The following is a 15636-nucleotide window of genomic DNA, read 5'->3' as shown; positions in this document are numbered from 1 at the left end:
CACGGCCGGTCAGGCCGCGATCGCGCCTTCGCCGGCGCCGGTGATCGTCGCCAGCGCCGCCGCCAGTTCGTCCTTGCGGAACGGCTTGGCCAGCCGCGGCAGCGCGGTGTCGACCCCGCCGACGTCGGCGTAGCCGGACACGAGCAGCACGGGAAGGCCGGGCCGCAGCGCGCCGATGTGGCGGGCCAGTTCGGCACCCGTCATGCCGGGCATCAGGTGGTCGGTAACGACGATGTCCGGCATGCGGTCCCCCGCCAGCAGGCGCACCGCTTCTTCCGCCGACCCCGCCTCGATCACGGCATAGCCGAGGTCGGCCAGCATGTCGGCGGTGCTCATCCGCACCAGTTCCTCGTCGTCGACCAGCAGCGCGATGCCGCGATGCGCGGCGGTGCCGGTGGCCTGCGCCGGCCGGGGCGCGGCCTCCGCCGGCTCGGCGCTGATCGGCAGCCACAGTTCGACGTCGGTCCCGACGCCCTCGCGACTCTCGATCGCCAGCGCGCCGCCGAGCTGCGAGGCCAGGCCGTGCACCATCGACAGGCCGAGCCCGGTGCCCTTGCCGATGCCCTTGGTCGAAAAGAACGGCTCGATCGCGCGGGCGCGCACCGCATCGTCCATGCCCGTGCCGGTGTCGGCGACCGACAGGCGGACATAGGTGCCCGGCACCAGCCGCGTGTGGTGATGCGCGGGCGTCGTCTCCGCCCGCGCCGAAATGCGCAACGTCCCGCCGTCGGGCATCGCATCGCGCGCGTTCACCGCCAGGTTCAGCAGCGCCATCTCGAGCTGGTTGGGGTCCGCCATCGCGGCGGGCAGGTCGTCGCCGACGTCGACCACGACGCGGATCTGCGGGCCGGTCGTGCTGCCGATCAGCTCGCCCATGCCCTGCACCAGCCGCGCGATGTCGACCGCCACCGACTGGAGCGGCTGGCGCCGCGCAAAGGCGAGCAGCCGCTGAACGAGCGTCCTCGCACGGTCGGCGGACTGGATCGCCCCGGCGATCAGCCGCTGTTCGCGCTCGCCGCCCACCCCCTTGCGCTGGAGCAGGTCGAGGCTGCCGACGATGGGGGTCAACAGATTGTTGAAATCGTGGGCGACGCCGCCGGTCAGCTGGCCCATCGCCTCCATCTTCTGGCTTTGTCGCAGCGCCTCCTGCGCGCGTTCGCGTTCGCCGACCGCCTCCGCCACGCGCGCCTCCAGCGTGGTATTGAACTCGCGCAAGGCCTCTTCGGCACGGCGGCGGGCGGTGATCTCGACCGCGGTGCCGGCGACGCGCAGGCAGCGTCCGGCCGCATCGAACACGCCGCGCCCCTTGGCCGCGACCCACCGTTCGACGCCGTCCTCGCGGCCCAGCGTCCGATATTCGACGTCGTACAGCGCGCGCACGTCGCCATCGGCGGCGGCGAGATAGGCGGCGATCGTGACGTCGCGATCGGCGGGGTGCAGGCCGTCGAAGAAATCCTGCATCGTCACCGCCACGTCCGCCGAAATGCCGAACATCGCCTTGGTCCGCGGCGGCCAGATCAGCGTGTCGGTCACGACGTCGACGTCCCAGAAGCCGACATCGGCATTGTCGACCGCCAGCCGCAGCCGTTCCTCGCTCTCGCGCAGCCGCGCCTCGGCGCCGACCCGCTCGACATGCGCCCAGCACCGCTCGACCACCTCGCGCACCAGCGCGACATCGGATGCGGACCAGCGCCGCGCGCGATCCTGGTGCACCGCCATCATCGCGGCGAGCCGACCGTCCTTGATGAGAGGGCAGCAGACGATCGCCTCCACCCCGATCGAGCGGAAGGCGTCGCGCCCGCCCTCGGCCGGCACTTCGCGCGCGACCTCGTCGACCACCAGCGTGCGGCCGGCGCGCATGTCGCTCGCCGCGCGCGGGCCGAACAGGTCGAGGCTATAGGAGCCGGTCGAACTCGCGACGCCGGGCGCGCAATAGTCGCTGCGGATCCAGAAACGGTCGCCGTCCGCGGCGACGTCGGCATAGGCGCAGCGCGACGTCCGCAGCTTGCGGCCGAGCAGCCCGGCGGCGACCGCCATCGCGTCGATCGCGTCCGCCGCGCCGAACAGCTGTTCGTCCATCTGCGCGAAGAAGCGCAGCCGGTCCTCGCTCTCGCGCAGTGCCGCCTCCGCCTCGTGCTCGCCGGTGCGGTCGCGGAAGATGGTGAGGTAGCCGCCCTCGCTGGCGGCGAGCGGCATGGTCACGCCCGATCCCCAGAAGCGGGTACCGTCCTTGCGGACGTGCCAGCGTTCGTTGACGGCGCGGCCTTCGCTCCGCGCGCGCGCCATCTCGCGCTCGGGCGCACCGGCGGCGCGATCCTCGGGCACGAAATACAGCCCGACCGGCTGGCCGCATGCCTCCGTGGCGGCATAGCCGACCACGCGTTCCGCGCCGCGGTTCCAGCCCGTGATGATCCCCGCCGCGTCGAGGCTGACGATCGCGAAGTCGTCGGCGCTTTCGACGATCTGGCGATAGCGTGCTTCGCTGGCGCGCATGCTCGCTTCGGTCCGCGCGCGGGTGACGACGATTCCTGCGGTGCGGACCACGAAATCGACGATGTCGAGATCGGCGGGCGCCGGCGCGCGCGGTTCGCGGTGATACATCGCGAAGGTGCCGAGCAGCGTGCCCTGCGTCGAGCGGATCGGCAGCGACCAGCAGGCCCGCAGGCCGTGCCGCAGCGCGAGGTCGCGAAACCCCGGCCATTGCGCATCCGCCGCGATATCGGGCACGAACACCGGCGTGTCGCGCGCGATCGCGCGCGCGCACGGTCCGCAATCGGAATCGACCGCGATCCCGTCGACCCCCGCATTGAACGTCGCGGGCAGGCTGGGGCCGGCGCCGTGCCGCAAGCGGGTGCCGTCCGCGTCGAGCAGCAGGATCGACCCGATCGCCCCCGCCGGCGACAGCGCCTCGACTTCGTGGACGATGGCGTCCAGCGTCGCGCTGAGCGGCGCGTCCTCGACCGCGAGTTCCAGGATCCGCCCCTGCGCGGCGCCGAACGCGGCGGCGCGGTCGCGCGCCTGCGCCAGCCGCGCATTCTCGATCGCGATCGTCGCCAGCCGCGCGAGGCTTTCGATCCGCGCGACCGTTTCGGCGTCGTGGGTGGCGACATGCGACCAATAGGCGCCCAGCGCCGCGACCGGTTCGGGCCGCCCGATCGGCGCCATCACGAGGCTGCGCACGAAGGTCGCGGCATAGGCCTGTTGCGGGACGCGCGGGTCGAGTCGCACGTCGGGGATCGTGACCGTCCGGCCGTGCCGCATGACCCAGCCCGACACGCATCCGTCGTCGGCGAAGCTCTGCCCCTGCCAGAGCGGCGCGACGGCGTCCTCGGCGACGTAGGAACATCGGTCGCCGTCCTTGCAGACGACCGCGATCCCCTCCGCGCCGACCGCGGCGCGCGCGGTTTCGCGCAGGACCGCCACCACCTCGTCGATCGAGCGGGTCTTGGCGAGCCGTTCGCTGGCCTCGACGATCAGCGCCTGCTGGTGCAGCCGCCGGTCGCGCGGCGGGACGGGTCCGTCCGCCACCGGTTCCAGCGCCTCGCGGGTCGCATCCGTCCCCCCGGACGGACTCGTCATCGGCCGTTCCATGCGGCGATCCTATCGCAAGCGCGGCCGCGCGTCATGGCGAATAAACGTGGCTTTGCAATACGTCAGACGGGCGTGGCGGACCCGATCAGGTGGCCGATGCCGCCGGTCACGCCCATCGCCACCGCGCCCCAGAAGGTGACGCGCGCGATCGCCGGCGCCATCCGGGCGCCGCCGACCCGCGCACCGATCCCGCCCAGCAGCGCGAGCAACAGCAGCGCGCCGATCGACACCGCGATGCTGACGACGTCGCGCGGCGCGACGAGCGCGATGACCACCGGCACGATCGCCCCCGCCGTAAACGCCGTCGCCGACGACAGGGCGGCCTGCACCGGCCGTGCCGCGAGGTCTTCCGACAGACCCAGCTCGTCGCGCATGTGCGCCCCGAGCGCATCGTGCGCCATCATCTGTTCGGCGACCTGCCGCGACAGCGCGGGCGTGACGCCGCGCCCTTCGTAGATCGCGGCGAGCTCGGCGGTTTCCTGTTCGGGCGCGCTCGCCAGCTCGGCGCGTTCGCGCACCAGGTCCGCCTGCTCGGTATCCGACTGCGAACTGACCGAGACATATTCGCCCGCCGCCATCGACAAAGCGCCGCCGACGAGCGCCGCGGTCCCCGCGAGAAGCACCGCGGCATGCGTCGCGCTGGGGGCCGAGGCGACGCCGACCAGCAGGCTGGAAACCGAGATGATGCCGTCGTTGGCACCGAGCACGGCCGCGCGCAGCCAGCCCGTCCGGTGGACCAGATGGCGCTCGACCGGCGCGGCGCGTTCGGATGGGGTCATGGCGGTCACTCCTGTCGCTCGATCCGTTCGTCCAGCCGCGCGACGACCACGCCTAGCTTGCGGACGGTCATCACGTTGAGCGCGACGCGCCCGCCCGGTTGCAGCGACAATCGCTGCTCGACCTTCAGCCCGCCCTTCATCGCGAAGGCGATCCGCAGGCCGCTGCCCCGCGCGGTTGCGACCACCGGTCCGACCGCGTCGGTCAGCGTCCCCGCATAGCGTCCCGGCCCGTTCGGGCGCAGCCGCCAGCGCCGGTGCTTCGGCGGTGCGGTGCCCTGCACGACATCCTGGTCGAGGACGATCCCGCCATCGCCCGCCGGCGTGCCGACCCCGCGCACGTCGGTCGCCTGCGCCCGTCTGAACACGATGTGCAGCGCGCCCGTGCCGTGCGTCCGCCCGGCGAAGAACGCGACCGGATCGAACGCCGGCGCGCCCGGGACGAGCGGCGGCGGCGTACGGCCGCCGGGCACGCAGCCCGCCCCGCCCCCGAGCGCGGCAAGCGCCAGCAGCGCCGCGCATGCGGGTCGGCGGTTCATGCCACGGGTCGGATCAGCTGCCACGCGGCGACCCTGCCAGCGATGGCACCGCACGGCCAGCGTTGATATCGGCGCCGCCGTTCGGATCGGTGGCGGTGGGCTGGATCATCGCGCGCATCTGCCACTGGTATTTGTCGATGCCGTGCTGCACCTCCTGCAACAGGTTGGACGTCGTGGGATCCTTGTCCTCCGACAGTTTGATGCCCTGCCCCACCGCATCGCTCGTCACCTTGTAGTTGCGGGCGAACCAGCCGATCACCTGCGCATCGTCGACGAAGCCGCCGGGATATTCCGGAATGCGGCTGGTGCGTACGATCGTGCTGGCGCGCCCATCCGACGACACGCCGATCGCGAGCAGCCGTTCGGCGACCTCGTCGGCATATTTCGCGATCCCCTCGTAATGCTCCTGGAGCAGTTCGTGCAGCGGGTAGAACAGCGTGCCCGACACGTTCCAATGCGCCTGCTTGGTCTGGAGCTGCAGCTGTTGCAATTCGGTCAGCGTCTGCTGCAACGCCTGGACCGAGGCACGCTGGTCCGCGCCCTGCGGACCGCCATGGATGCGATCGCTGACGCTGTTGGCGGGAAACGGTCCCTCCTGCGCCAGAGCGGGCATGGCGACCAGCGTCGCGACCGCGACCAGGGTGGCACGGCAGGGCATGTTGCGCATGGTTCGTCCTTTCGATGATCCGGACCGCCGCACGCCGGCGGCGGTTCGGGATGACGGAGGAGCGAACGTGCGATGCCGCGACGGGTTGTCTAAATTCGCGTTCAGGATCGGCGCGGCGGGGCGACGAGCGACACCGCGCTGCCGCGGTCGGCGAAGCGCAGCGTGAAACCGTGCAGATCGGCGATCGCCCGGACGAGGCTCAGCCCCAGCCCCGCGCCGTCGCAATCGTGGCGGCCGCGATAGAAGCGCTGCGTGACGAGCGCGCGTTCGGCGACGGGGACGCCGGCCCCCTCGTCGGCGACGGTCACGACCACCCCGTCCGCCACCTGCCGCAGCGACAGCGTCACGCGGCCGCCCGGGGGGCCGAACTTGATCGCATTGTCGAGCAGGTTCGCGATCGCCTCGATCAACAGGCTCGCGTCGCCCTCGACGGGATCGACCGCGGCAATCGCGCAATCCAGATCGACGCCGCGGTCCTCGGCGGTGGGGCGATACAATTCGCAGGCATCGGCAGCGACGCGGGCGAGGTCGACCGGGGCGAAGCGGCTGCGGCGCGCGTGATCCTCCAGTTCGCGGACGCGCAGCAACGCCGCGACGATGCCGAGCAGCTGGTCGATCTCGACCAGCGCCGCCTCGGCCACCGCCTCGAACGCCGCGGCATCGCGCGCCTCGCCCATGCCGCGCTCGATCCGCGCGCGCAGCCGGGTGAGCGGCGTGCGCAGCTGGTGCGCGATGTCGTCGCCGACCCCGCGTACGTCGGCGACGAGCGACTGGAGCCGGTCGAGCATCGCGTTGATATGCGCGGCGAGCAGGCCGAAGCTGTCGGGCCGCTGCGGCACCGGCAGCCGCTCGTCGAGCGCGCCGGCGACGATCCGCGCCGTGACCTGTCGCACCGTGTCGACCTGGCGCGCAGCACGGCGCCCGGCGACCAGCCCGACCCCGATGGCGAGCGCAAGGCCGGGCAGCAACCCCAGCAACAGCGCGCGCTCGGCGATGCGCAGCGCGTCCTCGGCATCGTCCAGGTCGAACCCGGTCAGCAGCCGTTCGCCACCCGGCAGGGTGCACAGGCGCAGGCGCGCGACGTCGCTGCTCTTGCCCGGCAATTGGGTCGGCGCCACCGTCGCGATGGCGCTCGCCTCGCCCCCCGGCGGCAGCGCCGGCAGCCGTGCGACGTTGCCGTCGATCAGTGCGCCGCGCGCGTCGAAGAGAGCGAGGAAGCGGTCGCGATGGATGTCGCGCGCCAGCATCTCGCGCAGTTCCTCGCGGCGTTCGGCGGGCGGGGTCGCGGCGAAGAAGCGGCAATCGGCAGCGACCGCAGCCTCGACCTCGCGCGCGTGGCTGGCGTTGACCAGCGCCCAGAAGATCGCCGCGGCGACCAGCGACTGGACGACGAGCAGCCCCGCGATCGCGCCGCCCCAGCGCAACGTCGCGCGGCGGCGCGGATCAGCCCGGAACATCGAAGACATAGCCCTGCCCCCGCACGTTGCGGATCAGCGGCACCTCGCCCTCCGCATCGACCTTGCGGCGCAGGCGGCCGATATGGACGTCGACGACGTTGCTGTTGGGTTCGAACGTATAGCCCCACACGTCCTGGAGCAGCATCGAGCGCGTCACGATCCGCCCCGGCCGGCGGATCAGATAGTCGAGCAGCCTCAGTTCGCGCGGCAGCAGTTCGAGCGGACGCCCGGCGCGCGTCGCGGTGCCGGCGAGCAGGTCACAATCGAGCGGCCCGACGATCAGCCGGGTGTCGCGCGTCTCGTTGGGACGGCGCAGCAGCGCCTCGACGCGCGCCACCAGCTCGACGAGCGCGAACGGCTTCGGCAGGTAATCGTCGCCGCCGGCGCGCAGGCCGCGCACCCGGTCGTCCAGGCTGCCGAGCGCGCTCAGCACGAGGGCCGGGGTGCGACACCCCTCCGCCCGCAGCGTCGCGATCAGGTCCAGCCCCTCGCCGTCGGGCAATTGCCGGTCGACGATCAGCAGGTCGACCGGCCGTTGCGCGGGCGCGCGCATCGCTGCCAGTCCGTCGCCGATCGCGGCACGATGCGTGACGCTGTGCCCGGCCGCGGCGAGTTCCAGCGCGATCTCGTTCGCGGTCCCCGCGTCGTCCTCGATGAGCAGGATGTGCGTCACGCGCCCCAGTTCGTCACGCCGGCCGCCGCCGTCAACTGAATAGCAGTTCAGACTCTGAACCGGGATTTAGTCGCGCGGGCGGCTCCGCCGGGCTAACGCGGCCATGGGTCCGATACGGGTGCAGACGATGACGATGACGCGATGGCCGGCCATGGGGTCGCTGGCGGGTGCAATGATGGTCGCGCTGGTCGCCGTCGTGGCGACGCCGGTGGCGGTGCGGGCGCAGGAGGCGACCGCGGTGTCGCTCGACCGGCTGGCGCAGGAGGTCGTTGCCAACAACCCCGAACGCCAGTTCTACGAGCGGCAGATCGAGACCGCGGGCACCGAACGTGCCGCGGCCGGACGCTGGGCGGATCCCGAGGCGGTGGTGGAATTCGGCGAACGCCGCGCGACCGATCCCGGCAGCGGCGCGCCGCTCGGCGACGGCCAGACCTATGCGGTGTCGGTGGTACAACCGATCGAGTTCGGCGGGCGCATCGCGCTGCGCCGCGCGATCGCGGAACGGCAGATCGCGCTGGCCCGGATCGGCTTGCAGCAATTCGACGCGACGCTGGCAGCACGCGCGCGTACGCTCGGTTACGGCCTGTTTGCCGCCGACGAAAAGGCCGCCGCGGCGCGCAGCGTCGCCGGCCGGATGCGCACGCTGGCGCGCGTCATCGTCTCGCGCGACCCGGCCGGCCCGGCCCCGCAGCTGGAGGCGGCGACGTTGCAGGCCGATGCCATCAGCGCCGAGCGCACCGCGGCCGGCGCCGATGCCGAGGCCAATTCGATCCTCTACGAACTGAACCAGCTGCGCGGTACGCCGTTCGCGGCGCGCATCCGCATCATCCGCCCGGACATGTCGCTCCCCGACCTGCCGTCGGGCACCACGCTCGCCGCGAATGCCGCCGCCAACAATTTCGAATTGAAGTCGCTGCGCGCGCAGTTCGAGCAGCAGGGCCTGCGCGTCGACCTGGCGCGCAAGGGCCGCATCCCGGTGGTCAGCGTCGGCCCCTATTACGACCGGGCCCGTTCGGACATCCGCGAGACGAACTACGGCGTCCGCCTGTCGACGACGCTGCCGCTGTGGAACCGCCAGGCGGGCGAGGTCGCCGCCGAGCAGGGCCGCGAGGCGCAGGCGAATGCGACGCTGGTCGCCGCCGAGCGGCGGATCGCGCGCGCGGTGTTCGACCAGGCGGCGCAATATGAGGCGAAGCGCCGCGCGCTCGCGCAATGGGATGCGGAGACGCCGCGCCGTTTCGCCGATGCCGCCGCCGACGCCGATCGCAACTACCGGCTCGGCGCGATCCCGCTCGCGACCTATACCCAGATGCAGCAGGCCTATGTCGATGCCACGGTCGCGGTGCTCGACACCCGGCGCGAGGCGCTGGAGGCGCTATTGCAACTGCGCGCGCTCAACGGCGGGACAGCGCCCGGCCGATGATCGCGCGGCTGCTCGACCTCGTCACCCGCCACCGGCTCGCCGTCGCGCTGGTCACCGCGCTGGTCGCGGCGGCCGGCCTGTGGTCGTTCGCCACGCTCAAGATCGACGCCATCCCCGACATCACCGGGGTGCAGGTGCAGATCAATACGATGGTCCCCGCGCTCGCGCCCGAGGAGATCGAGCGGCTCGCGACGCTGCCGATCGAGCGCGCGATGGCGGGACAGCCGGGGCTCGACGAGACGCGCTCGCTGACCAAGACCGGCCTCAGCCAGGTGACGCTGCTCTACAAGGACGGCACCGACCAGTTGCGCGCGCGCCAGCTGGTGACCGAACGGCTGGCCGCGGTGCGCGACCAGCTGCCGACCGGCGCGTCGCCGCAGCTCGCGCCGATCACGACCGGGCTCGGCGAGATCTTCTACTATACGCTCGAATGGCGCACGCCGCCCGTCGGACTCGACGCGCAGCGGCAGCTGATGGAGCTGTACGAGGCGCAGGAATATACCGTCCGCCCGATGCTGCGCGCGGTCACCGGCGTCGCCGACGTCAATTCGAACGGCGGCATCGAGCAGCAGTTCGTGGTGCAGCCCGACCCGCGGCGACTGGCGCTGCACGGCGTCACCGCCGCCGAACTGGCGAAGGCGGTCGGCAGCAACGTCGAGAACGCCGGCGGCGGCATCATCGCGCAGGGGCCGGAACGACTGACCGTCCGCACCGACGCGCGCGTGATGGACGCGACGCAGATCGGCGCGATTCCGGTGAAGTTCGCCGCCGGCGTGCTGCCGCTCCAGGTCCGCGACCTTGCCGACGTGGTGATCGGGTCGGCGCCGCGGCAGGGCGCGGCGACGCAGAACGGGCGCGAGACGGTGCTCGGCACGGTGATGATGCTGGTCGGCCAGAACAGCCGCGAAGTGGCGTTGCGCGCCGAGGAGGCGCTGCCCGACATCCAGGCCGCGCTGCCCAAGGGCATGACGATCCACCCGCAATACAGCCGGTCGGACCTGGTCGATCGCACGATCGCCACGGTCGAACACAATCTGGGTGTCGGCGCCTTGCTCGTCGCGCTGGTGCTGCTGCTGGTGATGGGGAACTGGCGCGCCGCGCTGATCGTCGCGATCGTCATCCCGCTCGCCTTCCTCGTCACCGTGTCGGGGATGAACGCGATCGGCCTGTCGGGCAATCTGATGAGCCTCGGCGCGCTCGATTTCGGCCTGATCGTCGACGGATCGATCGTGGTGGTCGAGAACGGGCTGCGGCTGCTCGCCGTCCGCCGCCGCGAGGCCGGTGCGCCGCTCGACGCGGAGGCGCGCCGGGCGACGATCGCGGATGCGGCGCGGATGGTCGCCCGCCCGACGCTGTTCGGCATCGCCATCATCGCGCTGGTCTACGTCCCCGTGCTCAGCCTCGGCGGGGTCGAGGGCAAGCTGTTCCAGCCGATGGCACAGGCGGTGATGCTCGCGATCGTCGCCGGCCTGATCTGGACCTTCACCATCGTCCCCGCGCTGTCCGCCTGGCTGCTGCGCGCACCCGAGGGGGACGAGGGCGACGGCCGCACCACGGGCCTGATCGGCTATGCCGAACGCGGCTACGTGCCGGTGCTGGAACGCGCGATCGCGCATCCGGCATGGCTGGCGCTGGCCGCGGCGATCCTGCTGGCGGCGACCTATCTGGTCTTCCGCACGCTCGGCTCGCAGTTCACGCCGCAGCTCGACGAGGGCGCGATCACCGCCATGGTCTACCGCCCGGTCGGCATGTCGCTCGACCGCAGCCTCGCGATCGAGGCCGCGACCGAACGCGCGATCCGCCGCCAGTTCCCGCAGATCAGCCACACCTTCTCGCGCATCGGCACCAGCGAGGTCGCGACCGATCCGATGCCGCCCAACGAAAACGACCTCTACATCTTCTACACGCCGGAAAAGGACTGGCCGCAGGGCGACGGCCGGCCGAAGAGCAAGCAGGACCTGGTCGCCGGGATCGAGCGCGTCGGCCGCCAGGTCTATCGCGGCCAGACGTTCGAATTCGCCCAGCCGATCGAGATGCGCTTCAACGAGATGCTCGAAGGCGTCCGCGCCGACGTATCGGTCAAGATCTTCGGCGAGGATTACGACGTCCTCGAACGCGCCGCGAAACAGGCGAAGGCGATCCTGGAAAAGCAGCCCGGCACCGAAGGCGTCGAGTTCGAAACGGCGGGGCGTCCCGAAAGCCTGGTCGTCGAACTGGACCATGCCGCGATGCTGCGGCTCGGCCTCGGCATCGCGGAGGTCAACAGCGCGATCACCGACGGCGTCGCAGGCGCCGAGGTCGGCTTCATCCCGGAGGGCGAGGCACGGCACGAAATCGTCGTGCGCATGCCCGAAGCGTTGCGCGCCGACCCCGCCGCGATCCTCGCGCTGCCGCTGCGCGTCGGCGAATACGGCATGGTGCCGCTGTCGCGGGTCGCCCGGCTGCACCGGATCCGTGCGGTCGAACCGATCCTGCACGACGGCGGCAAGCGTCGCGCCGCGCTGATGGTGAACCTCGCAACGAGCGACCTTGCCGGTTACGTGCAGAAGGCGCGCGCCGCGGTGACCGGGGGCGTGAAACTGCCGCCCGGCTATCGCATCGAGTTCGGCGGCCAGTTCCACCAGCTGGAAGCCGCGCAGAAACGACTGTCGATCGTCGTGCCGGCGGCGCTGATCCTGATCTTCCTGCTCGTCTATGCGGCGCTCGGCAGCGTCAGGGAGGCCGCGATCGTCTATACCGGCATTCCGTTCGCGGTGACCGGCGGGGTGCTCGCGCTGTGGTTGCGCGGCATGCCGTTCTCGATCACCGCGGCGATCGGATTCATCGCGCTGTCGGGCATCGCGATGCTCAACGGGCTCGTCCTGATCGACCATATCAATGCGCTGCGCGACGGTCGCGATGGCGCCGGGCCGCTGTCGACCGAGGACGCCGTGCGACAGGGCGCGCGCGACCGTCTGCGCCCGGTGCTGTCGACCGCGCTGGTCGCGTCGATCGGCTTCGTGCCGATGGCGATCGCCAGCGGCGCGGGGGCGGAGGTCCAGCGACCGCTCGCCACCGTGGTGATCGGCGGCATCGTCACGTCGACCATCCTCACCCTGCTGCTGCTCCCCAGCCTCTATCATTGGTTCGGCGCGAAGCGGACCGACACCCCCGTTGCGAAGGACCAGGCATGACGCCGACGTACCTCCCGATCCTGGCACTGGGCCTCCTCTGGCCCGCCGCCGCACAGGCGGACGCGCGCGGCTGGGACCGCGCCAGCGGCATTGCGCGCAACGCGCTGGTCGGCGCCGCGCTCGGCATCCCCGCGGTCCAGGGCGACTGGCGCGGCGACCTTCAGGCGGCGGGCAGCATGGCCGTGGCGGGCGGGACGACCTTCGTCCTCAAGGAACTCGTCCACGAACGGCGGCCCGACGGCAGCGACGATCGCGGGTTTCCCTCGGGCCATACCTCGATTTCCTTCGCCGCCGCCGCCAGCCTCGAAAAGCGCTACGGCTGGCGTGCCGGGCTGCCGGCGTTGCTCGTCGCGAGCTTCGTCGGCGTCGCGCGCGTCCGCGCCGACAAGCATTACGTCCACGACGTGCTCGCCGGTGCAGCGATCGGGACGGCGGGCGGCTTCCTGCTGACCGCGCGTCACGACGACGCGGTACGCCTGACGCCGTGGAGCGCGCACCGCGGTGGCGGGCTCGCCCTCGCCATGCGCTTTTGATGGAAGGCATAGCGATGCACGACCGCGATCGACCGTTCGCCAAGGTGCCGCAGGTCACGGCGGCGTTCTGGATCATCAAGATCCTGGCGACCACGCTCGGCGAAACCGCGGGCGATGCGGTGACGATGACGCTCGGGCTCGGGTATCTGGTCGGGTCGGCGATCTTCGGCACGATGCTGGTGGTGCTGGTCGGCGGCCAGTTGCGCGCGCGGCGCTTCCATCCGCTGCTCTACTGGGCGACGATCATCGCCTCGACCACCGCCGGGACGACGCTCGCCGACTTCGCCACCCGCTCGCTCGGCATCGGCTATGCCGGCGGATCGCTGCTGCTGCTGGCGTCGGTGATCGTCGCGCTGGCCGGCTGGCATGCCGCGACCGGTACGATCGCGGTCGAATCGGTGCACGAACCGCGCGCCGAGCTGTTCTACTGGATCACGATCACGCTCTCGCAGACGCTGGGAACGGCGCTCGGCGACTGGCTCGCGGACGATGGGGGGCTCGGCTATCTCGGCGCGGCCGTGCTGTTCGGGGCGGCGTTGCTGGTGCTCGCGATCCTCTACCGGACGACCGCGCTGTCGCGCATCGCGCTGTTCTGGCTGGCCTTCATCCTCACCCGCCCGCTCGGCGCGACGGTCGGCGATGCCCTCGACAAGCCACGCGATCACGGCGGCCTCGACCTCAGCCGCCCGCTTGCCTCGCTGGTGCTCGTCGTCGCGATCCTCGTCCTGATCCTGATGCTGCCCCAACGGGCGGAGCGGCGCGCCGCCTAGCGCGCGCGATCGCCCCGTTTTGGAGCGGCCGGCCGGCGCGTATCGCGCAGCGACGCTTGCGAAAGCGACGCCCGGCTGGTGTAGAGCGGGACGACCTCTTTCCCGACGAGATGCACCCGATGTCCGCGACGCAGGCCCAAGGAGAACGAGCGCTCGCCTTTCTGGCGCAGCAACGGCTCGCGCCCACCCCGCAGAACTATACGCTCGCCTATATCGCGCTCGGCGAACCGACGTCGCCGGTGGCGCAGGCGGTCGGCGCGATCACCGACGGCGGCGTCCGCATCCGGCAGGAGGAGGCGGACGAGATCCTGCGCCTGTTCGCGCGCGGCGCGGCGGCATCGGATCCGATACCCGGTGACGAGCGCGACCGCGACGCGCTGCGCCACCAGACGATCAAGCTCGGCGACATGGCCTCCTCCGCGGCGGCGGCGACCGGCGCCTTCTCGCGCGACCTGACCGCCGAGGCGAAGAATCTGGGCGAGGAAGCCGTCCGCACCGTCCAGATCGTCACCGGCATGATCGAACGCGCCCGAAGTGCCGAGCAGGAGCTGCATGCCGCCGCCCGCGAGGTCGCGGTGCTGCGCCAGGAACTGGAGGTCGCGCGCGACGACGCCGAACGCGACCAGCTGACCGGGCTCGGCAACCGGCGCGCGATCGAGCGACATCTCGAAAAGCTCGCGAGCCAGGGACAGAGCCGGATCATCGGCATCTGCGACATCGACCATTTCAAGTCGATCAACGACCGTTACGGCCATGGCGTCGGCGATCGCGTGCTGAAGCTCGTCGCGGCGACGCTGTCGACGTCCTGCGCACCGCAGTTCGTCGGACGGTGGGGCGGCGAGGAATTCCTGTTCGTGATGCCCGGGGACGACCAGCAGCACGGCGTCGCGCTGCTCGATGCCGCGCGGCTCGACCTGTCCACCCGCGAATTCAAGCTGCGCGAGAACGATGAACCGATCGGCCTGATCTCGTTCTCCGCCGGCGTATCGATCGCGGTCGGCGACCATACCGACAGCGTCGCGGCGGTGCACCGTGCCGACGCCGCTCTCTATCGCGCCAAGGCCGAAGGGCGCAATCGCGTCGTCCAGAGCTGAACCGCGCGCCGCGCTCAGGCGTCTGCGGCGCGCCCGATCCGGTACGGTCCGGCGCGCACCGGCATCCGCCGCCCCTTCCAGCTCAGCCGGACCGCACCCGCGGCGACCAGCGTATCGACCGCGGCGTGCACCGCGGGCATCGCATCGCGCCAGTCCCGCTCCGACCCGGCGATCGCCCGCGCCACTTCGCTCGGGCATATCGTCGCCCCCGCGGCGCGGGCGGCGAGCAGGGTCAGCGCGACATCGCCTGCGGCCGACCGCATCGGCGACGGCGCGTCATGCGCCACAGCAGCGCTTGAACTTGGCACCCGATCCGCAATGGCACGGATCGTTGCGGCCGGTCTTCGGCGGGGTCGGGATCGTCGTCGCGGACGCGGCCCGGCGCGCGGGCGGCAGCGTCGCGTACAGGTGCTGCATCACCGTGCCGATCTCCGCCGCCGCACGATCGGCGAAGGCGTTGATCTCCACGCTGTCGAGGTCGCTCTCGTCGCGCGCGACCGCGACCAGCAGCGCGAGGCGCGACCGCGCGTCCGCCGCATCCGGTTCGGCGCCGTCGGCGTCCCAGCAATCCGGGCGCAGCGCCATCGCCTCCGCGAAACCATCAATCCACCCCTCCCACAGGACGTCGCCGTTGCGTTCGTCGACGTCGAGGATCGGTTGCGGCTTGCCGCGCGCCAGGTCGCGCGCGATCGCGTCGTGTCGCGCCATCACCGCCGCGGCGAACCATGCCACGTCGAGCGGATCGTCGAACGGCGGGACGTCGCTGTCGTCCGGACCCCAGATGCCCTGCATCCATTCGACCGGCGGCATCGCCTCGGGGCACAGCACGATACCGGTCAGGAAACCGTCCAGCTCGGTGAGCAGCATCGGCTCCTCGACCGGCAGGTCGGCGAGCGCGCCGTCGAGGCGGCGCAGGCGGGAGGGAACAGGCCTCATGGCC

At 71.7% G+C, this 15636-nt stretch carries 13 protein-coding genes; 5 read left to right on the top strand and 8 right to left on the bottom strand.

Annotation, left to right across the window (positions count from 1 at the left end; genetic code table 11):
* Nucleotides 1–9: 9 nt before the first annotated feature.
* From LPN01_RS08715 to LPN01_RS08690, 6 genes are all read right to left on the bottom strand, one after another.
* Complete coding sequence (locus LPN01_RS08715; protein WP_262827986.1) at nt 10–3579, bottom strand: GAF domain-containing protein; 3570 nt, start codon at nt 3577–3579, stop codon at nt 10–12.
* Nucleotides 3580–3653: 74 nt separating this feature from the next.
* Nucleotides 3654–4370, bottom strand: coding sequence for a VIT family protein (locus LPN01_RS08710; protein ID WP_262827985.1), 717 nt, complete (start codon nt 4368–4370; stop codon nt 3654–3656).
* 5 nt (nt 4371–4375) lie between these two features.
* Nucleotides 4376–4906 (bottom strand): DUF3833 domain-containing protein, encoded by a 531-nt coding sequence (locus tag LPN01_RS08705; protein WP_262827984.1) that lies wholly within the window; start codon nt 4904–4906, stop codon nt 4376–4378.
* Nucleotides 4907–4919: 13 nt separating this feature from the next.
* Nucleotides 4920–5573: a Dps family protein gene (locus LPN01_RS08700; RefSeq protein ID WP_262827983.1), complete on the bottom strand. Its 654-nt coding sequence runs from the start codon at nt 5571–5573 to the stop codon at nt 4920–4922.
* A gap of 101 nt (nt 5574–5674) precedes the next feature.
* Complete coding sequence (locus LPN01_RS08695) at nt 5675–7030, bottom strand: sensor histidine kinase (RefSeq protein ID WP_262827982.1); 1356 nt, start codon at nt 7028–7030, stop codon at nt 5675–5677.
* Nucleotides 7017–7703 carry a response regulator transcription factor gene (locus LPN01_RS08690; protein WP_262827981.1) on the bottom strand — a complete coding sequence of 229 codons (687 nt, stop codon included), beginning with the start codon at nt 7701–7703 and terminating at the stop codon, nt 7017–7019. The genes LPN01_RS08695 and LPN01_RS08690 overlap by 14 nt, the downstream gene beginning before the upstream one ends.
* A gap of 151 nt (nt 7704–7854) precedes the next feature.
* Here LPN01_RS08690 and LPN01_RS08685 point away from each other — a divergent pair, with 151 nt between their 5' ends.
* The 5 genes from LPN01_RS08685 (at nt 7855) to LPN01_RS08665 (ending at nt 14696) form a co-directional block, all read left to right on the top strand.
* Nucleotides 7855–9126, top strand: coding sequence for a TolC family protein (locus LPN01_RS08685; RefSeq protein WP_410482820.1), 1272 nt, complete (start codon nt 7855–7857; stop codon nt 9124–9126).
* A complete protein-coding gene (locus LPN01_RS08680) occupies nt 9123–12299 on the top strand; it encodes an efflux RND transporter permease subunit (RefSeq protein ID WP_262827980.1) in 3177 nt (1058 codons plus the stop codon). Before LPN01_RS08685 ends, LPN01_RS08680 begins: the two co-directional genes overlap by 4 nt.
* The gene (locus tag LPN01_RS08675) at nt 12296–12832 is read left to right on the top strand and encodes a phosphatase PAP2 family protein (protein ID WP_262827979.1); all 537 of its coding nucleotides are present in this window, start codon (nt 12296–12298) and stop codon (nt 12830–12832) included. Before LPN01_RS08680 ends, LPN01_RS08675 begins: the two co-directional genes overlap by 4 nt.
* 14 nt (nt 12833–12846) lie before the next feature.
* Nucleotides 12847–13602 (top strand): hypothetical protein, encoded by a 756-nt coding sequence (locus LPN01_RS08670; RefSeq protein WP_262827978.1) that lies wholly within the window; start codon nt 12847–12849, stop codon nt 13600–13602.
* 119 nt (nt 13603–13721) lie between these two features.
* Nucleotides 13722–14696: a GGDEF domain-containing protein gene (locus LPN01_RS08665; protein ID WP_262827977.1), complete on the top strand. Its 975-nt coding sequence runs from the start codon at nt 13722–13724 to the stop codon at nt 14694–14696.
* 14 nt (nt 14697–14710) lie between these two features.
* Here the strand turns inward: LPN01_RS08665 and LPN01_RS08660 are convergent, their stop codons facing one another.
* Both LPN01_RS08660 and LPN01_RS08655 read right to left on the bottom strand, forming a co-directional pair.
* Nucleotides 14711–14959, bottom strand: coding sequence for a DUF3253 domain-containing protein (locus LPN01_RS08660; protein ID WP_262827976.1), 249 nt, complete (start codon nt 14957–14959; stop codon nt 14711–14713).
* Between the two features lie 13 nt (nt 14960–14972).
* Nucleotides 14973–15632, bottom strand: a complete 660-nt coding sequence (locus LPN01_RS08655) for a UPF0149 family protein (protein ID WP_262827975.1) — start codon at nt 15630–15632, stop codon at nt 14973–14975.
* Nucleotides 15633–15636 lie beyond the last annotated feature (4 nt).

The sequence above is a fragment of the Sphingomonas sp. A2-49 genome (assembly GCF_025548555.1).
GTDB lineage: Bacteria > Pseudomonadota > Alphaproteobacteria > Sphingomonadales > Sphingomonadaceae > Sphingomonas.
Note: the sequence above shows the minus strand (reverse complement) of the source record. Positions and strands in the feature narration are given on the sequence as shown.